The sequence below is a fragment of the Herbidospora sp. NBRC 101105 genome (genome assembly GCF_030269205.1).
GTDB classification, from domain to species: Bacteria; Actinomycetota; Actinomycetes; order Streptosporangiales; family Streptosporangiaceae; genus Herbidospora; species Herbidospora solisilvae.
Genome location: NZ_BSSX01000007.1, coordinates 283013 through 298518 on the forward strand (window position 1 = coordinate 283013; position 15506 = coordinate 298518).

A 15506-nucleotide genomic window follows, 5' to 3' on the forward strand; every position below is an offset into this window, starting at 1 on the left:
TCTCCTAGTTCGGGTGCAGGCCGACGAACTCCAGGCCCTCGCGCTCGGGGCGGCCGTGGCGGATGTTCACGCACTGCACGGCGTTGCCGGCGCCGCCCTTGACGAGGTTGTCGAGGGCCGCGATCACGGTGACCGTGGTCGAACCGGCGTCGAGGGCGAAGCCGACGTCGCAGAAGTTGGAGCCGGAGAGGATCTTGGCGTCCGGGAAGCGGTGCAGCCCGCGCCGGTGGGCGACCACCCGCACGAAGTGCTCGTCGGCGTAGCGGTCGCGGTAGGCCGACCGGATCGCGCGTTCGTCGGCGCCGTCGGTCAGGCGGGCCTTGCAGAGCAGCTGCACCCCGCGCACGGCCTCGACGCCGGTCGCCGTCATCCGGACCGGCAGGCCGGTGGCCTGGGCGATCTCCGCCTCGTGCCGGTGCCGGGTGGGCGCGAACACACGCAGCGCGCCGCTGCGTTCGGCGTGCAGGTTCTCGGCCCCGGCGGTCGCGCCGGCGCCGCTGGAGCCGGTCCGGGCGTCGACGGTCAGCTCGCCGCGGATCAGCCCGGCCTCGGCCAGCGGGGTCAGCGCCAGGATGCCGGCGTTGGCCATGCACCCGGGCACGCTGATGCGGCTCGCGACCTGGAGTTCCTCGCGGTGCAGCTCCGGTACGCCGGTCGTGAAGCTCCCGATGAGGTCGGGGGCGGCGTGGTCGACGCCGTAGTAGTCGGCGTAGACGGCAGGGTCGCGCAGCCGGAAGTCGCCCGACAGGTCGACCACGGTCGCGGCCAGCCCGAGGTACTCGGGCATCCGCCGCATCGTCTCGCGGTGGGGCGTGGCCAGGAACAGCACGTCGTAGGGGCCGTCCTGGTCGAGCTCCTCGTCGGAGACGAAGGCCAGCCGGGTGCGGCCGCGCAGGTTGGGGTGGGCGCCGTCGATCTGCCGGCCGCGCAGCCGCCGTGAGGTGGTGGCCACCAGGTCGGCCGATGGGTGCCCGGTGAGGATGCGCAGGAGTTCGCCGCCGATGTAGCCGGCGCCTCCCACGACGGCGCATCTGATCATGCCTCTGCCCTCGCGATGACGTGGGCGGCGACGGCGTCGGCGACGTCGATGCCGCAGGCGTTCTGGAAGCCGCGGAACTCCACGCGGTCGTTGACCTCCAGCACGGTCAGGTGCCCGTCGGCGTCCTCCAGCAGGTCGACCCCCGCGATCTCGGCGCCCACCGCCTCGGCGGCGGCCACCGCGAGCTTCGCGTGGACGTCGGTCAGTTCGAACGGGGTCGAGACGGCGCCCCGGGCGACGTTGGTGCGCCACTCGTCGCCGCGCCGGTAGGTCGCGCCCAGCGCCCGCCCGCCGACGACCGGCACCCGGATGTCCCGGTCGGCCTTCTCGACGAGCTCCTGCACGTAGACGACGTGCTGCTGGGGCGACGGCAGGGCCGCGACGTGCTCCAGCACGGCGGTGGCGGTGGCCCGGTCGGGCAGCGCGGTGACCAGGCGGCCCCACGAGCCGACCAGCGGTTTCACGACCGCCGGGTAGCCGATCTGGTCGAGCGCGTCGACGGCCGCCTCCGGCGTCATGGCCAGGGCCGTGCGGGGGGTCGGCAGGCCCGCGGCCATGAGCGCCGAGGTCGTCAGCCACTTGTCGCCGCTGACGTGGGTGGCGGCGGCGGTGTTCAGCACCGTCGCCCCCGCCGACTCCAGCGCGCTCGCGGCGTAGAGGGCCCGGTAGTGGCCGACCTCGCGGTTGAGCACGAAATCGCTGCGGGAAACGCCGTCGGCCACGACCAGGGACCGGGGATCGAGGTGGACGAATGTCGCGCCGCGCCGTTCCAGCGCGGCCATGATCTGTTTCTCCTCGAACCGCACCCGTGACGCGAGCACGGCGAGGCGGTGGCCGGAGCGCATTACTCCCCCCAGTCCTCTTCGACCTCGGGGGCGAGGGTGAGGGACGGCGGCGTGACGGAGGAGATCTCCAGCTCGCTGCGGCAGTCGAGGCATTCGACGATCTCGCTCACCCGGGCGTCGGCGTCGATGGAGACCGGCGCCGCGCACTCGGGACACTCGGGGGCGTTCATAACCTTCTGCATGGCTCGTCCCTATGTCTCGGGGAAATATCGGCGTTTCAACCGTAACCAGAATCGGCGGCCGATCGCCAATAAGGGTTGCCGATCGAAGTGAATTCCCGCGCTTATCGGGGGCCATATAAACAGGTGATTCCCCGAGCATAAGCGGCGCTACTCGATTTGGTGCGGAAATTCATCCGGCGAATTCATAGGCTCGATTGGAGTCGTATATCCCTAGGAGGGCTCAATGCGAGCGATCGCCCTGCAAGAAGCCCCGGCCGCCCTGTCGCCGGGGGAGCGGTTCGCCGCCGAGGTGGCCGCCGGGGTCCGTGAGGTCCCGTTCGACCTGCACCTTCCGGCCGCGTTCCCGCTGTTCGCGTCCCGGCCCCGCTACACGGTCCGGCACCTGCTGAAGACGGCCGACGTGGCCGACGGGTCGGTGTCCTACGTCCACGAGCCGCCCAAGGGGCGGATCGAGGCCGCCGGCACCGCCTACGGCGCGACGCCGGAGGCCGCGTTCGCGCCCCGCCTCATGAAGGCGCCGCTGACCGACCTCTCCGTCGAGGTGCCGCTCCCCGACGGCGTCGCCGCCGACCCGGCGCTGCTCGCCGCGTATGTGGACTACCGGGTGCTGGTGCGCCTGTCCGTCGTCGAGAACGAGTCGCTGCTGCACGGCACCGCCGACGGCGCGATCACCGGCCTGCTCGGCCTGCCGGGCAGCCGCTCGGCCGAGAGCGGCGACGACCTGGCGACCACGGTCACCCGGGCCGCCGGGGAGATCGAGGAGACCGGCGGGTCGTGCGACGGCGTGGTGGCGCATCCGGAGACGTACTGGAAGATGGTCCGCGACGACCTGCTCGCGCGGTTCCAGAACGCCGGGATCACCGTCTCGCGCACCCGCATGATGCCCAAGGACACCCTGCTGATGGGCGACTTCCGGGCCGCCTGCACGCTGCTCATGCCGGGCGTGGCGTCGATCGCGCTGGTCCCGGGCGCCGTCAGGGCCACGTCCAGGATCGGGCTGGCGGTGCACCTGCCGCAGCACCTGATGGCGGTGACGTGGCATGGGTGAGCCGCGAATCCTCTACATCACCGGCTGGCTGCGCAGCGGCAGCACCATGCTCGGCAACGTGCTGGGCGAGCTGCCCGGCGTGCTGCACGCCGGCGAGCTGCACTACCTCTGGCAGAACGGCATCCTGAAGGCGGGCACCAACTCCACGTGCGGCTGCGGGGCCGACGTCACCTCCTGCGGGCTCTGGTCACAGGTGATCACCTCGTCGGAGGGCGAGGCGCGGCTGATGACGCTCCAGCAGCGGGCGCTGCTGCGCACCCGCCACACGCGCGACCGCATCGCCGAGTCGACCGGCCGGGTGCCCACCGCCCCGGGGGTGGCCGAGGCGGTCGGGCGTACCGCCGACGTCTACCGGACCCTCGCCGCGCACGGCGGCGAGCGGCTCGTCGTCGACGGCTCGAAGTTCCCGGCCGAGGCGGCGGCCCTGCTGGGCCGCGCCGACCTCGACGTGCGGGTGCTGCACATGGTGCGCGACCCCCGCGCCACCGCGTTCTCCTACGCCAGGGCCAAGGACTACATCGACCCGATGAGCCCGGCCCGCAGCAGCGGCTACTGGACCGGCTTCAACCTGGCCTCCGAACTGTCCGGCCACGCCGCCCCCGACCGCTACCTGCGGGTCCGCCACGAGGACCTGTGCCGCGACCCGCGCGGCACCCTCGCCCGGGTGCTGCGGTTCGCCGGCCTCGACGACGACCCGCCGGCCGACGCCGACGGCAACGTCACGCTGAGCGTGAACCACACGGTCACCGGCAACCCCGACCGGCTGTCGGCCGGCCCGGCGCGCATCCGCGCCGACGAACGCTGGCGCACCGGCCTTCCGCCCCGCGCCCGCGCCGCCGCCACGGCCCCGGCCCTGCCCCTGCTCGGCCGGTACGGCTACCCGATTCTGACCTGAGGGGACATCCCATGGATCTGCGCCTGAGAGGGCGGGTCGCCCTGGTGGCCTGCTCCAGCAGCGGCCTCGGCCTCGGCGTCGCCAAGGCCCTGGCCGCCGAGGGGGCCAGCGTGGCCATCTGCGGCCGCGACCCCGCCAAGCTCGCCCGCGCCCACGTCGAGGTGAGCGCGATGGGCGACGGCGACGTGCTGAGCGTCCCGGTCGACCTGTGCGACGAGAACGCCGCCGCCGCCTGGGTCCGCGACACCGCCGCCACGCTCGGCGGCATCGACATCGTGGTGACCAACTCCGGCGGCGTGCCGTTCGGCCCGGTCGACGCGTTCGGCGTGGCCGACTACCGGGCCGCGATCGACGCCAACCTGATCCCGCACATCGCCCTGACGCTGGCCGCCCTGCCCTACGTGAAGAAGGACGGCTGGGGACGGCTGCTGATGATCGCCTCCGAGTCGGTCCGGCAGCCGCACCCCGAGAGCGGCCTGTCGGCGGTGGCCCGGCTCGGCCTGCTCGGCTACATGAAGGGCCTGGTCGCCACGCTGGGCGCGAGCGGGGTGACGGTGAACGTGCTGGCCCCCGGCTTCCACCGCACCCCGATCCTCGACGAGCAGTTCGGCGCCTCCGTCGAGGAGGAGCTCGCCGCCGTCGCCCGGCGCATCCCGCTGGGCCGGATCGGCGACGTCGACGACTTCGGCGCGCTGGCCGCCTTCCTCGCCAGCGACCAGGCCTCCTACGTCACCGGCACGGTCTTCGTGGCCGACGGCGGCAACACCAGAGGAGTGTGAATCGTGTCTGTTCTCGGTGAGGTCGCCACCACCCACACGGCGGCCCTCTACGTTGTCAAGATCGGCAGCGCCAGCCTCGCCCACGAGACCGTCTTCGACGAGGTGGCCCGCCTGCGCGGGCGCGGCGCGCGGATCCTCCTGGTGGCGGGCGGCGCGGCCGGCATCGCGGCCCACTACGCGGCCATCGGGCGTCCGGTGCGCTCGCTCACGCTGAAGAACGGGTCGACGGCGCGGTACTGCCCGCCGGAGGAGATGGACCACATCGTGGCCGCCTACGAGCGCGTCACCCTGCCCCGGGTCCACGCCGCGCTGACCACCCGCGGGCTGACCTGCTTCACCTCGACCGCCCAGGCGGGCTCGCTGGTGACGGCCCGGCCCAACCCGCCGCTGCGGGCGGTGTCGGGCGACCGGGCGGTGATCGTGCGCGACCACCGCGCCGGGGTCGTCTCGTCGGTGGACGCCGACTGCCTGGCCACCCTGCTCGACGCGTTCGACGTCGTCTGCCTGGCGCCCCCGGCCGCCGCCTCCGACGGCGGCACGCCGCTGAACGTGGACGCCGACGTGCTGGCCGCCGAACTGGCCAACGCGCTCGACGCCGACCACCTGCGGCTGGTGACCGGGACACCCGGGCTGCTGGCGGACGTCGACGACCCGAAATCCGGCATCTCCGACCTCGGCCGGGGCGAGGGCCTGCGCCACGCCCAGGGCCGCATGCGGCAGAAGGTGCGCGCCGCCGAGATCGCCCTCGACGGCAGCGCCGACGTCGCCATCACCGGCCCCCACTCCCTGGACGCCGGCACCCGCTTCTGGCGGGCCGCCCCGCCCGCCGACGACCTCACGCTGCTGTCGCGGGCCGTGGAGATCTCCTCGGTCTCCCGCGACGAGCGGGAACTGGCCGGATATCTGGTCGGGTGGTGCCGCGAACGCGGCATCGACGCCGAGATCGACGAGGCCGGGAACCTGGTGGCCTCAAAGGGCTCCGGCCGCCGCCGCCTCCTCATGCTCGGCCACCTCGACACCGTCCCGCACCGCTGGCCCGTCCGCTGGGACGGCGGCACCATCTCCGGCCGGGGCTGCGTCGACGCCAAGGGCAGCCTGGTGGCCTACCTGGAGACGCTGCACGAACTCGACGTCCCGCCCGACGTCCAGGTGCGGGTGGTCGGCGCGGTGGAGGAGGAGATCACCTCGGCGGGCGCGTTCTTCGTCCGCGACCACTACCCGGCCGACGCCGTCGTCATCGGCGAGCCGTCCGGCGCGGGCGCGCTGACCATCGGCTACTACGGCCTGCTGAAGGTCCGGATGGCGGTCGCCGACCCCGTCGGGCACACCGCGGGCCAGGGCGTCACCACGGCGGCCGACCAGATGGTCGACGTGCTCGCCCGGCTGCGCGCCGCCCTCGCCGAGGCGGGGCCCGACGCCCTGCTGGCCGTGCTCGGCATCCACGCCGTCAACGGCGGCGACGAGCAGCGCGGAGAGGCGGTCGTGGACGTCCGGGTGCCCGCCGACCTGTCGGTCGACGACCTGACCCGGCTGATCCGGAAGGTCGCCCATCCCGTCGGGGTCGAGGTGCTGCGGGCCACCCCCGGACACCTCACCGCGCGTACCAGCCCCCTGGTCAAGGCCTTCTCGCGGGCCTTCCGGGCCGAGGGGGTGGTCAACCGGTTCCTGGCCAAGAAGGGCAGCAGCGACATGAACACGCTGGCCACGACGTGGCAGGGGGTGCCGATGGTGGCGTACGGCCCCGGCGACGCCAAGCTCGACCACACCCCCCACGAGCATCTCGACGCCGTCGAATACCGGCGGGCCCGCGCGGTGTTGTCGCGGGCGGTCGCCGAGTGGATCGCCGCGGAGACGCGGCTGGTCGAGAGGGCGGCGTGATGACGACCACCACGTATCTGGAGGCGCTGGAGGCCGAGGCCGCGCACATCATGCGCGAGACCGCCGGCGAGTTCGACCGGCCCGTGCTGCTGTTCTCCGGCGGCAAGGACTCCATCGTCATGCTGCACATCGCCGTCAAGGCCTTCGCGCCCGCGCCGGTGCCCTTCCCGCTCCTGCACGTCGACACCGGCCACAACTTCCCCGAGGTCATCGAGTTCCGCGACCGGGTGACGGCCGGCCTGCGGTTGAAGGTCGCCTCGGTGCAGGACTACATCGACCGGGGCGTGCTGCCGGACGTGCCGGAACGGAACGGCCTGCAGACCACGCCGCTGCTGGACGCCATCGAGGCCGGCGGCCACGACGCCGTGTTCGGGGGCGGGCGGCGCGACGAGGAGAAGGCCCGCGCGAAGGAGCGCGTCTTCTCCCTCCGCGACGAGTTCGGCGGCTGGGACCCGCGCCGCCAGCGCCCGGAGCTGTGGAACCTCTACAACGGCCGCCACTGCCCGGGCGAGCACGTGCGCGTCTTCCCCCTGTCGAACTGGACCGAGCTCGACGTCTGGCAGTACATCGCGGCCGAGGACATCGCGCTGCCGTCGATCTACTACGCCCACGAACGCGAGGTGTTCGACCGGCGCGGCATGTGGTTGTGCCCCGGCGCGTGGGGCGGCCACGAGGAGCGGCTGGTCCGCAGGACGGTCCGCTACCGCACGGTCGGCGACATGTCCTGCACCGGCGCGGTCGAGTCGGCCGCCCGCACCCCCGCCGAGGTCGTCGAGGAGATCGCGGCCTCGCGCATCACCGAACGTGGCGCGACCCGCGCCGACGACCGGCTGGCCGAGGCCGCCATGGAGGACCGCAAACGAGAAGGGTACTTCTGATGTCCACACTGCTCAGGCTGGCCACCGCCGGTTCCGTCGACGACGGCAAGTCGACGCTGGTCGGACGTCTGCTGCACGACTCCAAGTCGGTCATGTCCGACCAGTTGGAGAAGATCGCCTCGCCCAGCGACCTGGCCCTGCTCACCGACGGCCTGCGCGCCGAGCGGGAACAGGGCATCACGATCGACGTGGCCTACCGCTACTTCGCCACCCCACGACGCCGGTTCGTGCTGGCCGACACGCCGGGCCACGTGCAGTACACCCGCAACATGGTGACCGGCGCCTCGACGGCGCAGCTCGTCGTGCTCGTGGTCGACGCCCGCAAGGGCGTCACCGAGCAGACCCGCCGCCACGCCGCCGTCGCCGGGCTGCTGCGGGTGCCCGCGCTGGTGCTGGCGGTCAACAAGATGGACCTGGTCGGCTGGTCGGAGGAGGTCTTCGCGTCGATCGCCGGCGACCTCGACTACCCCGGCGAGGTGACGGCCATCCCGATCTCGGCCCTGACCGGCGACAACGTGGTGACCCCGTCGGAGCACATGGGCTGGTACACCGGGCCGACCGTGCTGGAGTTCCTGGAGACGGCCGAGGCCGGCGAGGACCTGACCGGGCTGCCCGCGCGTCTCCCGGTCCAGTACGTCATCAAGACGCGGGGCCGCCGCGCCTACGCCGGCCAGCTCACGGGCGGCATCCTGCACGTCGGCGAACGGGTGGTCGTCCAGCCCGGCGGCCACACCACGACGGTGGCGGGCATCGACGTGCTCGGGCAGCCGGTGGCGATGGCGTGGGCGCCGCAGTCGATCGCGGTCCGGCTGGCCGACGACCTCGACGTGGCGCGCGGCGCGCTGATCTCGCCCGAGGCCACCGCGCCAGAGGCCACCCGGGAGCTGCGCGCGACCGTCTGCCACCTGCACGAGAAGGCCCTCACGGTCGGCGAGAAGGTGCTGGTCAAGCACACGACCCGGACGGTCCGCGCGGTGGTGGAGCACATCGGGTCGGGCGGCCCGCTGGCCGTCAACGACATCGGCGACGTGGTCGTGCGCACGGCCTCGGATCTGGCGGTCGACGACTACGCCGACAGCCGGATCACGGGCGCCTGCCTGCTGATCGACCCGGGCGACGGCGCGACCCGGTCGGCGGGCATGATCTCGGTCGCCTGACCGGTCACCACGTCTGCGCGCCGGCCCGGACCAGCATCTCGTTGACCGCGACCCGCCGCTCCCGGGTGACCATGTAGCGGACCGCGTCGGCGACGTCCTCCGGGCGCAGCAGCTCCATGCCGCCGATCTGGCCGGCCACCGCCTCCCGCACGCCCTCGCGCAGGTGGGAGGAGAGTTCGGTGTCGACGGTCCCGGGCCCGACGATCCCCACCCGGACCCGCTGGGGCTGCAGCTCCTGCCGGAGCGACTCGGAGAAGGCGTTCACGCCCGACTTGGTCAGGCTGTAGACGGCCTGACCGGCGCGGGCGACCCGGCCGGCGGTGGAACTGATCGTGACCAGGTCGGCGACCCGCCGGGGCGCGTCCTCCGCCGCCCTGACGAGGTGGGGCAGCGCGGCCCGGGTGACGTGCAGGAGGCCCTCGACGTTGACCGCCAGCATGCGGTCCCATTCGTCCTCGGGGGCCGCCTCGACCGGGCCGACGAGGGCCAGGCCCGCGTTGTTGACCACCGTGTCGAGGCGGCCCAGCTCGTCGACGACCCGGTCCACGGCGTCGTGCGCCCGGGCGCGGTCGGCGATGTCGGCCGTCACGACCGCGGCGGTTCCGCCGTCCGCCCGGATCTCCGCCGCGAGCGCCCGCAGCCGGTCGCCGCGCCGGGCCACCAGCGCCACCGCGGCGCCTTCGGCCGCCAGGGCGCGGGCCGTGGCCGCGCCGATCCCGCTGCTCGCCCCGGTGACCAGGGCGACGGTGCCGGTCAGTGAATGCGTCATCGTTCCTCCTCGTTAGACTTCGGGATAAGCGGAGCGCCGTCCGCATACGTCCGACCATAAGCGGAGCATGCTCCGCTTTCAAGTCAGGGGAGGTCAGGTGGCCGATCGCCTGCGTGCCGACGCGAAGGCCAACCAGGATCTGGTGCTCGCCGCCGCCCGCCGGGCCTTCGCCCGCGACGGCGCCGACGCGTCGCTGCGGGAGATCGCGAAGGAGGCGGGCGTGGGCATCGGCACCCTCTACCGCCGTTTCCCGACCCGCGAGGATCTGGTCTGGGCCGTCTACAGCGGCGAGGTCGACCGGATCTGCGAGGAGGCGCAGGCGCCGGGTGTGCGTCCGCGCGTCTGGATGGAGGACTTCCTCGACTTCCTGGCGGCCAAGCGCGCCATGGCCGACGCGCTGAAGGTCGTGCTCGCGGGCGACGAGGAGCGGCGGCTGGCGATCCGGACGCGGATCACCGATGCGCTCGGCTCCCTGCTCGACGCCGCCGCAGACGAGGGCACGGTCCGGGGCGACGTCACGGCCCTCGACGTGCTCATGGCGCTGGGCGGGATCGCCCTCATCGCGGGCGAACCCGAGCAGCGGGACCAGGCCGGCCGCCTGCTCGACCTCCTCATGGACGGCCTCCGCCCATCCCGGTGAGGCGTCTGACCACCTCGAAGCCGTCGTCGGTGCCCGGCCAGTGGGCCCGGACGGCGGGCAGGCCCGCGCGGCGCACCACCGACCGCAACACCGCCACGACGACGATCGCGTCGTCGGCGTAACCGAGGACCGGGATGAAGTCGGGGATCAGGTCGATCGGGACGGCCAGGTAGACCAGCAGCAGCCCCAGCCGGACGCGCACCCCGCGCGGCAGGTCGCGGTCGGCGGCCAGGTGGCGGATCAGCCGGAGCACGTCGGGCAGCACCCGCAGCGCCTCACGCAGCAGGCCGCCGCGTGGCCGGAGGAACACCAGCGCGGCGACCAGCGTGAGCCAGGTGAGGGCGAGGGCGGCGACGATCGCCAGCACGATGTCCGTGACGTCCATAATGGCGACTTCTGTTCTCTATGATCCTGATCAATATTTATGTCCTGTTCAGCCTGCCGCTTGAGACTCGTCTGTCGCACCCTTCTCAACAGCGAGCGGAAGGCTCGAAGTGACAGACAAGCACAACGAAGGTTCCGAGGGCGCGGCCATCTCGCGTCGGCAGCTCGTCCGGTACGCCGGAATCGGCGCGACCCTGGTCGCCGCGAGCCCCTTGGCGACCACCGGCACGGCCGCCGCCGACGACGACGCCCGGGGCCACGACAAGCCCGCCGCCCCCGGCGGCCGGAGCTGGCGCGCCGGCGACCACCACGTCCACTCGGAGTACAGCGGCGAGTTCGACACCTCGGTCACCCCGCCCCGGTTCCACAAGGGCGCCGACGCCGTCTACCCGATCGTCACCAACGCGATCATGGCCAAGCACTTCGGCCTCACCTGGGCCATGTGCACCGACCACGGCGGGCCGACGCACTCGAAGGTGAACCTGGAGCAGGCCTACCCCGACCTGCTGCGCTCGCGTGTCCTGGTGCCCGAGGTGCTGCAGTTCTGGGGCATGGAGTTCGACGCCCCGGCCCTCGACCACCACACGCTGATGATCCCGCACCACCGGGACGAGGCGCAGCAGCTCTTCGAGCTGGAGCAGCGCTTCGCCAAGCACGACGCGTTCCCCGCCGACCCCGGGCGCGACACCGAAGCCAAGATGATCGAGTTCCTGAAGGCCGCCAAGGGCATGCCGCACAAGCCCCTGGTGATCGCGCACCACGCGTCGCGCTCCGCCACGGGCCTGGGCGTCTACGGCCAGGACACCCCGCGCGAGTTCCGCAACGGCAACGACGCCGCCCCCGACGTCTACGTCGGCTTCGAGGGCGCGCCCGGCCACCAGGCGGGCCCGCTGAACGGCGGCGCGCGCGGCGGTTACGGCAACCACCCCACCTACGGCGGCTTCGACCAGATGACGGCCCGTGTCGGCGGCCTCTGGGACGCGCTGCTCGGCGAGGGACGCCGCTGGTGGATCACCGCGACCTCCGACTCCCACGTGCACTGGACCCGCGGCGGCGCCGACTTCTGGCCCGGCGAGTACAGCAAGACCTACGTGTACGCCCGCCAGGACTACGCCGACATCATGGACGGCCTGCGCAACGGCCGCATCTTCGTCACCACAGGCGACCTGATCACCGGCCTCGACGTGACCGCGCGCGGCCAGGGCCGCGAGGCGGCGATGGGCGAGACCGTCACCCTCAGCCGCCGCAACCGGGGCGACGTCGAGATCGAGATCAGGTTCCGCCCGCGCCTGGTCGCCAACGGCAACGGCGACCTCCCGCAGGTCCGCCGCGTCGACCTGATCGTCGGCCAGGTCACCGGCCCGAACGCCGACCGCGACGCCGACACCAACCCCACCACGAAGGTCGAGGCCCGCTTCGGCCCCCGCGACTGGCGCCGCCAGGGCCAGGACTACGTGATCCGCCACACCCTGCGCGACGTCCAGACCGACCTGTACGCCCGGGTCCGCGGCACCGGCACCGATGAGGCCGAGCCGCTGGCCGACGGCAAGGAGAGCCCCTGGGACGACCTCTGGTTCTACTCCAACCCCGTCTTCGTCCAGGTCCGCTGACGACTCACTCCGACGGCCGGGGAGCGGGCGGCCGCCACGGCGCGGGCGGCCGCGAGGACGCCACGACGGCGGCCAGGGTGATCTCCCGGAGCTGCGCCTGCTCCCGGTCGCGCACCTTCTCCAGGATCTCGGTCAGCGGGCCGGACACGCCGGGGAAGTGCGGAGGGGGCTCGACGCCCTCCGTCACCCGGATGACGTCGGCGACCGAGATCTGCTCCGGCGAGCGCGCGAGCCAGTAGCCCCCTTCGGGACCCCGGGCGCTCTGGATCAGCCCGGCGCGGCGCAGGTGCAGCAGGATGTTGTCGCAGAAGCGGCGCGGGATGTCCTGGTCGGCCGAGATCTTCCCGGCGGCCAGCGGACCGTCTCCGGCGGCCAGGGCGACCATGGCGCGCAGGGCGTACTGGGTACGTGCCGATATGCGCATCTCGGAGACCCCCGGCTCCCGGACCGACGTCCTTTCCATGATTTTCCTACTATGTAGGTAGGAAAGCAATCACGTCCTGTTCGCCTAGGATCGTCCGCGTGGACCTGACCGCCATCGCCGCCCGGCTCGGAGTTCCCGCCGAAGAGGTCGAGCGTGTGCACCGGCTCGCCGGTGACCTGCCCTCCGTCCCGCTGCCCGCCAAGGCGGACGTCCCGGAGCTGCTCGACCGGCTCGCGGTCCGGCCCGACGACGCCGCCGAGATCATGGAGGGCTGGCCCGATCCGGGCTCCCCGTTCTGGACTCCGGAGCTGCGCTGGCTGCTCGACCGCTCCATCGCCCTGGTCCGCGCCGACCTCGGAGGCCACGGCTGGCTGCCGCCCGGCCCCGAACTGGCCCGCGACCGCGGGCCCGCCTGGCGGCACCTCTACGTGTACGCCTACCTGGCCCTGGTCGACGTCGCCGTCGGGTTCCACCGCGACCACGGCGTCGCCGGCGACCTGACGTGGCTGAGCCTCGCCGACCTCGGCCGCAACCTCGCGATCGACCGGCGGATGAACCGTGAGGGCTGGCCGGTCATGCAGAGCTGGCTGACGCTTCACGTGCGCGGCGCGATCTACGAACTGGGCCGGCTCCAGTTCCACCGTGGCGGCGCCACCCTCGACCTGCACATCCCCGAGACGGGGCCGATGACCCCGGAGGCGATCGACGACTCGCTCGACCGGGCCCGCGAATTCTTCCCGCGCCACTTCCCCGGCGAGACGTACACGGCGTTCGCCTGCGGTTCGTGGTTGCTCGACCCGCAACTGGCCGAGTATCTGCCCGACGACTCCAACATCGTCCGGTTCCAGCGCAGGTTCGAGCTGGAGCCCTACGAGGAGCCCGAGGGGATCGACGCCGACGTCGAGGTGCTGCGGTTCGTGTTCCGTTCGCTGACCACGCCGCTCGACCGGCTGCCGCGCCGCACCGTGCTGCAACGCGCGGTCGTCGACCATCTGCGGGCCGGCCGCCACTGGCGGTGGCGTCGCGGCGCCTTCCCGATCTGACCGGCCTGGCCGGTCAGGAGATCCGGCGGCGGTAGGTCGTCATCGCGAAGGCGTAGGCCACGACGAGGAGCCCGGCGCACCAGGCGACGGCGACCCAGACCTCGCCGCCGACCGGCTGCTGGGCGAACAGGTCGCGGATCGTGTTGACGATCGAGGTCACCGGCTGGTTCTCGGCGAAGGCGCGGACCGGCCCCGGCATGGTGTCGGTCGGCACGAAGGCCGAGCTGAGGAACGGCAGGAAGACCAGCGGGTAGGAGAAGGCGCTCGCGCCGTCGATGGTCTTCGCGGTCAGGCCGGGGATGACGGCCAGCCACGTCAGCGCCAGGGTGAACAGCATCACCAGACCGGCGACGCCGAGCCAGGCCCCGATCCCCGCCGAGGAGCGGAAGCCCATGATCAGGGCGACGACGACGACCACCACGAGCGAGATCAGGTTGGCGACCAGCGAGGTCAGCACGTGGGCCCACAACACGGCCGACCGGGCGATGGGCATCGACTGGAACCGTTCGAAGATGCCGCTCTGCATGTCGAGGAAGAGCCGGTAGGCGGTGTAGGAGATGCCGGAGGCGACCGTGATGAGCAGGATGCCCGGCAGCAGGTAGGTGACGTAGGAGTCCGACCCCGACTGGATCGCGCCGCCGAAGACGTACACGAACAGCAGCATGAACATGATCGGCATGACGGTGGTCGTGATGATGGTGTCCATGCTGCGGGTGATGTGGCGCAGCGACCGGCCGAGGAGGGTCCCGGTGTCGCCGAAGAAATGCCTGGTCATCGTTTGTCCTTGCCGACGAGGGTGAGGAAGACGTCCTCCAGGGTCGGCTGCTTCTCGACGTACTCGACCTTGGCGGGCGGGAGCAGTTGCTTGAGTTCGGCGAGGGTGCCGTTCACGATGATCCGGCCCTCGTGGAGGATGGCGATGCGGTCGGCGAGGTGTTCGGCCTCGTCGAGATACTGCGTGGTGAGCAGCACGGTCGTGCCCCGGGCGGCGAGCTCCCTGACCGCCTGCCACACCTCGATGCGGGCCTCGGGGTCGAGGCCGGTGGTCGGTTCGTCGAGGAAGATGACCGGCGGGTCGCCGATGAGGCTCATCGCGATGTCGAGGCGGCGGCGCATGCCGCCCGAGTAGGTCGCCACCTTCCGGCCGCCCGCGTCGGTCAGCGAGAAACGGTCGAGCAGGTCGTCGGCGATCTTCCCGGGATCCTTGAGATGGCGCAGCCGGGCCACCAGCACGAGGTTCTCGCGCCCGGTGAGGATCTCGTCGACGGCCGCGAACTGGCCGGTCAGGCTGATCGACTCGCGCACCCGCGCGGCCTGGGCGGCGACGTCGAACCCGTTGACGCCGGCGCTTCCCGCGTCGGCCGTCAGCAGCGTCGACAGGATGCGCACGACCGTGGTCTTGCCCGCGCCGTTCGAGCCGAGCAGGGCGAAGATGCTGCCGCGCGCCACCTCGAAGTCGACGCCCCGGAGAACCTTCAGGTCCTTGTACGACTTCTCCAGCGCCTGCACGCGGATCACGAGGCCCTCCGGTCCTGCTCGCCGGCGGCGCGGGCGACGGCGTCGGTGAAGCGGTCGCGCTCCCGGGCCATCCACCGCCCGACCGGGTAGTTCTGGATGAAGGTCTCGACGAACTCGATCGGGTCGTCGCCGAAGACGTCGCGGATCGGGGTCGCGTTCGCGGCGCTCTGCTCGAACAGGTCGGCGAGGTCCTCGTACATCTCCAGCCAGCCGGGGCCGTCGGCCCGGCCGAAGAACATCAGGTAGCGCTCCAGCGCGTCGTAGGCGATGCGGTAGTCGCCGGGCAGCCGCCCCATGCGGGCCTTGACCTGCCGGTAGCGCTTCTTGTCGTCGAGGGAACCGGTGAGGAGCTCCAGATAGCGCCGGTAACGGCTCTTGTCTTCCGGTGATTCGGGGGTCATGTCGATCGCTCTCCCT

Annotated in this window: 18 protein-coding genes; 9 read left to right on the forward strand and 9 right to left on the reverse strand. The window is 72.4% G+C overall.

Annotated elements, in window-relative coordinates:
• Positions 1-4: 4 nt before the first annotated feature.
• Genes argC through QSK34_RS28010 form a run of 3 tightly spaced genes read right to left on the reverse strand, consistent with a single transcriptional unit; the run spans position 5 to position 2066 of the window.
• Positions 5-1039, reverse strand: a complete 1035-nt coding sequence (argC, locus tag QSK34_RS28000; RefSeq protein ID WP_285588241.1) for an N-acetyl-gamma-glutamyl-phosphate reductase — start codon at positions 1037-1039, stop codon at positions 5-7.
• Positions 1036-1884, reverse strand: coding sequence for a RimK family alpha-L-glutamate ligase (locus QSK34_RS28005; protein ID WP_285588243.1), 849 nt, complete (start codon positions 1882-1884; stop codon positions 1036-1038). Before QSK34_RS28005 ends, argC begins: the two co-directional genes overlap by 4 nt.
• Complete coding sequence (locus tag QSK34_RS28010; protein WP_232320225.1) at positions 1884-2066, reverse strand: lysine biosynthesis protein LysW; 183 nt, start codon at positions 2064-2066, stop codon at positions 1884-1886. The genes QSK34_RS28005 and QSK34_RS28010 overlap by 1 nt, the downstream gene beginning before the upstream one ends.
• A gap of 223 nt (positions 2067-2289) precedes the next feature.
• Here QSK34_RS28010 and QSK34_RS28015 point away from each other — a divergent pair, with 223 nt between their 5' ends.
• From QSK34_RS28015 to QSK34_RS28040, 6 genes are read left to right on the forward strand one after another with little or no spacing between them, the layout of a single operon-like run.
• The gene (locus QSK34_RS28015; protein ID WP_285588249.1) at positions 2290-3114 is read left to right on the forward strand and encodes a family 3 encapsulin nanocompartment shell protein; all 825 of its coding nucleotides are present in this window, start codon (positions 2290-2292) and stop codon (positions 3112-3114) included.
• Complete coding sequence (locus QSK34_RS28020) at positions 3107-4009, forward strand: sulfotransferase family protein (RefSeq protein ID WP_161481929.1); 903 nt, start codon at positions 3107-3109, stop codon at positions 4007-4009. The genes QSK34_RS28015 and QSK34_RS28020 overlap by 8 nt, the downstream gene beginning before the upstream one ends.
• Positions 4010-4020: 11 nt before the next feature.
• Positions 4021-4788, forward strand: a complete 768-nt coding sequence (locus tag QSK34_RS28025) for an SDR family NAD(P)-dependent oxidoreductase (RefSeq protein ID WP_285588253.1) — start codon at positions 4021-4023, stop codon at positions 4786-4788.
• Between the two features lie 3 nt (positions 4789-4791).
• On the forward strand, positions 4792-6666 hold the full coding sequence (locus QSK34_RS28030; RefSeq protein WP_285588255.1) for a M20/M25/M40 family metallo-hydrolase: 1875 nt from the start codon (positions 4792-4794) through the stop codon (positions 6664-6666).
• Positions 6666-7544: a sulfate adenylyltransferase subunit CysD gene (cysD, locus tag QSK34_RS28035; protein ID WP_285588257.1), complete on the forward strand. Its 879-nt coding sequence runs from the start codon at positions 6666-6668 to the stop codon at positions 7542-7544. Before QSK34_RS28030 ends, cysD begins: the two co-directional genes overlap by 1 nt.
• The gene (locus QSK34_RS28040; protein ID WP_285588259.1) at positions 7544-8701 is read left to right on the forward strand and encodes a sulfate adenylyltransferase subunit 1; all 1158 of its coding nucleotides are present in this window, start codon (positions 7544-7546) and stop codon (positions 8699-8701) included. The genes cysD and QSK34_RS28040 overlap by 1 nt, the downstream gene beginning before the upstream one ends.
• 4 nt (positions 8702-8705) lie before the next feature.
• Here the strand turns inward: QSK34_RS28040 and QSK34_RS28045 are convergent, their stop codons facing one another.
• Positions 8706-9470 (reverse strand): SDR family NAD(P)-dependent oxidoreductase, encoded by a 765-nt coding sequence (locus QSK34_RS28045; protein ID WP_285588260.1) that lies wholly within the window; start codon positions 9468-9470, stop codon positions 8706-8708.
• A 97-nt stretch (positions 9471-9567) separates the two neighbouring features.
• On the opposite strand from QSK34_RS28045, the gene QSK34_RS28050 reads away from it, so the two are divergent.
• The gene (locus QSK34_RS28050; RefSeq protein ID WP_285588263.1) at positions 9568-10110 is read left to right on the forward strand and encodes a TetR/AcrR family transcriptional regulator; all 543 of its coding nucleotides are present in this window, start codon (positions 9568-9570) and stop codon (positions 10108-10110) included.
• On the opposite strand, the gene QSK34_RS28055 is transcribed toward QSK34_RS28050, so the two are convergent.
• Positions 10082-10495 carry a YkvA family protein gene (locus tag QSK34_RS28055; protein WP_285588265.1) on the reverse strand — a complete coding sequence of 138 codons (414 nt, stop codon included), beginning with the start codon at positions 10493-10495 and terminating at the stop codon, positions 10082-10084. The two genes, QSK34_RS28050 and QSK34_RS28055, sit on opposite strands and share 29 nt — an antisense overlap.
• 109 nt (positions 10496-10604) lie before the next feature.
• Between QSK34_RS28055 and QSK34_RS28060 the strand changes: the two genes are divergently transcribed.
• Positions 10605-12104: a CehA/McbA family metallohydrolase domain-containing protein gene (locus tag QSK34_RS28060; protein ID WP_285588267.1), complete on the forward strand. Its 1500-nt coding sequence runs from the start codon at positions 10605-10607 to the stop codon at positions 12102-12104.
• A 4-nt stretch (positions 12105-12108) separates the two neighbouring features.
• Here the strand turns inward: QSK34_RS28060 and QSK34_RS28065 are convergent, their stop codons facing one another.
• Positions 12109-12567, reverse strand: a complete 459-nt coding sequence (locus tag QSK34_RS28065) for an RrF2 family transcriptional regulator (protein WP_285588269.1) — start codon at positions 12565-12567, stop codon at positions 12109-12111.
• A 59-nt stretch (positions 12568-12626) separates the two neighbouring features.
• Between QSK34_RS28065 and QSK34_RS28070 the strand changes: the two genes are divergently transcribed.
• Positions 12627-13571, forward strand: coding sequence for an acyltransferase domain-containing protein (locus QSK34_RS28070; RefSeq protein WP_285588271.1), 945 nt, complete (start codon positions 12627-12629; stop codon positions 13569-13571).
• Between the two features lie 13 nt (positions 13572-13584).
• On the opposite strand, the gene QSK34_RS28075 is transcribed toward QSK34_RS28070, so the two are convergent.
• From QSK34_RS28075 to QSK34_RS28085, 3 genes are read right to left on the reverse strand one after another with little or no spacing between them, the layout of a single operon-like run.
• Positions 13585-14346 (reverse strand): ABC transporter permease, encoded by a 762-nt coding sequence (locus QSK34_RS28075; RefSeq protein ID WP_161481939.1) that lies wholly within the window; start codon positions 14344-14346, stop codon positions 13585-13587.
• Positions 14343-15089 (reverse strand): ABC transporter ATP-binding protein, encoded by a 747-nt coding sequence (locus tag QSK34_RS28080; protein ID WP_285588275.1) that lies wholly within the window; start codon positions 15087-15089, stop codon positions 14343-14345. Before QSK34_RS28080 ends, QSK34_RS28075 begins: the two co-directional genes overlap by 4 nt.
• A complete protein-coding gene (locus tag QSK34_RS28085) occupies positions 15086-15490 on the reverse strand; it encodes a DUF1048 domain-containing protein (protein ID WP_285588277.1) in 405 nt (134 codons plus the stop codon). The genes QSK34_RS28080 and QSK34_RS28085 overlap by 4 nt, the downstream gene beginning before the upstream one ends.
• Positions 15491-15506: the final 16 nt, after the last annotated feature.

Excerpts from the sequence above, each read along its gene's own strand:
- argC (WP_285588241.1), bottom strand. The coding sequence starts at position 1,039 with ATGATCAGATGCGCCGTCGTGGGAGGCGCCGGCTACATCGGCGGCGAA.
- QSK34_RS28005 (WP_285588243.1), bottom strand. The coding sequence starts at position 1,884 with ATGCGCTCCGGCCACCGCCTCGCCGTGCTCGCGTCACGGGTGCGGTTC.
- QSK34_RS28010 (WP_232320225.1), bottom strand. The coding sequence starts at position 2,066 with ATGCAGAAGGTTATGAACGCCCCCGAGTGTCCCGAGTGCGCGGCGCCG.
- QSK34_RS28015 (WP_285588249.1), top strand. The coding sequence starts at position 2,290 with ATGCGAGCGATCGCCCTGCAAGAAGCCCCGGCCGCCCTGTCGCCGGGG.
- QSK34_RS28020 (WP_161481929.1), top strand. The coding sequence starts at position 3,107 with ATGGGTGAGCCGCGAATCCTCTACATCACCGGCTGGCTGCGCAGCGGC.
- QSK34_RS28025 (WP_285588253.1), top strand. The coding sequence starts at position 4,021 with ATGGATCTGCGCCTGAGAGGGCGGGTCGCCCTGGTGGCCTGCTCCAGC.
- cysD (WP_285588257.1), top strand. The coding sequence starts at position 6,666 with ATGACGACCACCACGTATCTGGAGGCGCTGGAGGCCGAGGCCGCGCAC.
- QSK34_RS28040 (WP_285588259.1), top strand. The coding sequence starts at position 7,544 with ATGTCCACACTGCTCAGGCTGGCCACCGCCGGTTCCGTCGACGACGGC.
- QSK34_RS28045 (WP_285588260.1), bottom strand. The coding sequence starts at position 9,470 with ATGACGCATTCACTGACCGGCACCGTCGCCCTGGTCACCGGGGCGAGC.
- QSK34_RS28055 (WP_285588265.1), bottom strand. The coding sequence starts at position 10,495 with ATGGACGTCACGGACATCGTGCTGGCGATCGTCGCCGCCCTCGCCCTC.
- QSK34_RS28065 (WP_285588269.1), bottom strand. The coding sequence starts at position 12,567 with ATGGAAAGGACGTCGGTCCGGGAGCCGGGGGTCTCCGAGATGCGCATA.
- QSK34_RS28075 (WP_161481939.1), bottom strand. The coding sequence starts at position 14,346 with ATGACCAGGCATTTCTTCGGCGACACCGGGACCCTCCTCGGCCGGTCG.
- QSK34_RS28085 (WP_285588277.1), bottom strand. The coding sequence starts at position 15,490 with ATGACCCCCGAATCACCGGAAGACAAGAGCCGTTACCGGCGCTATCTG.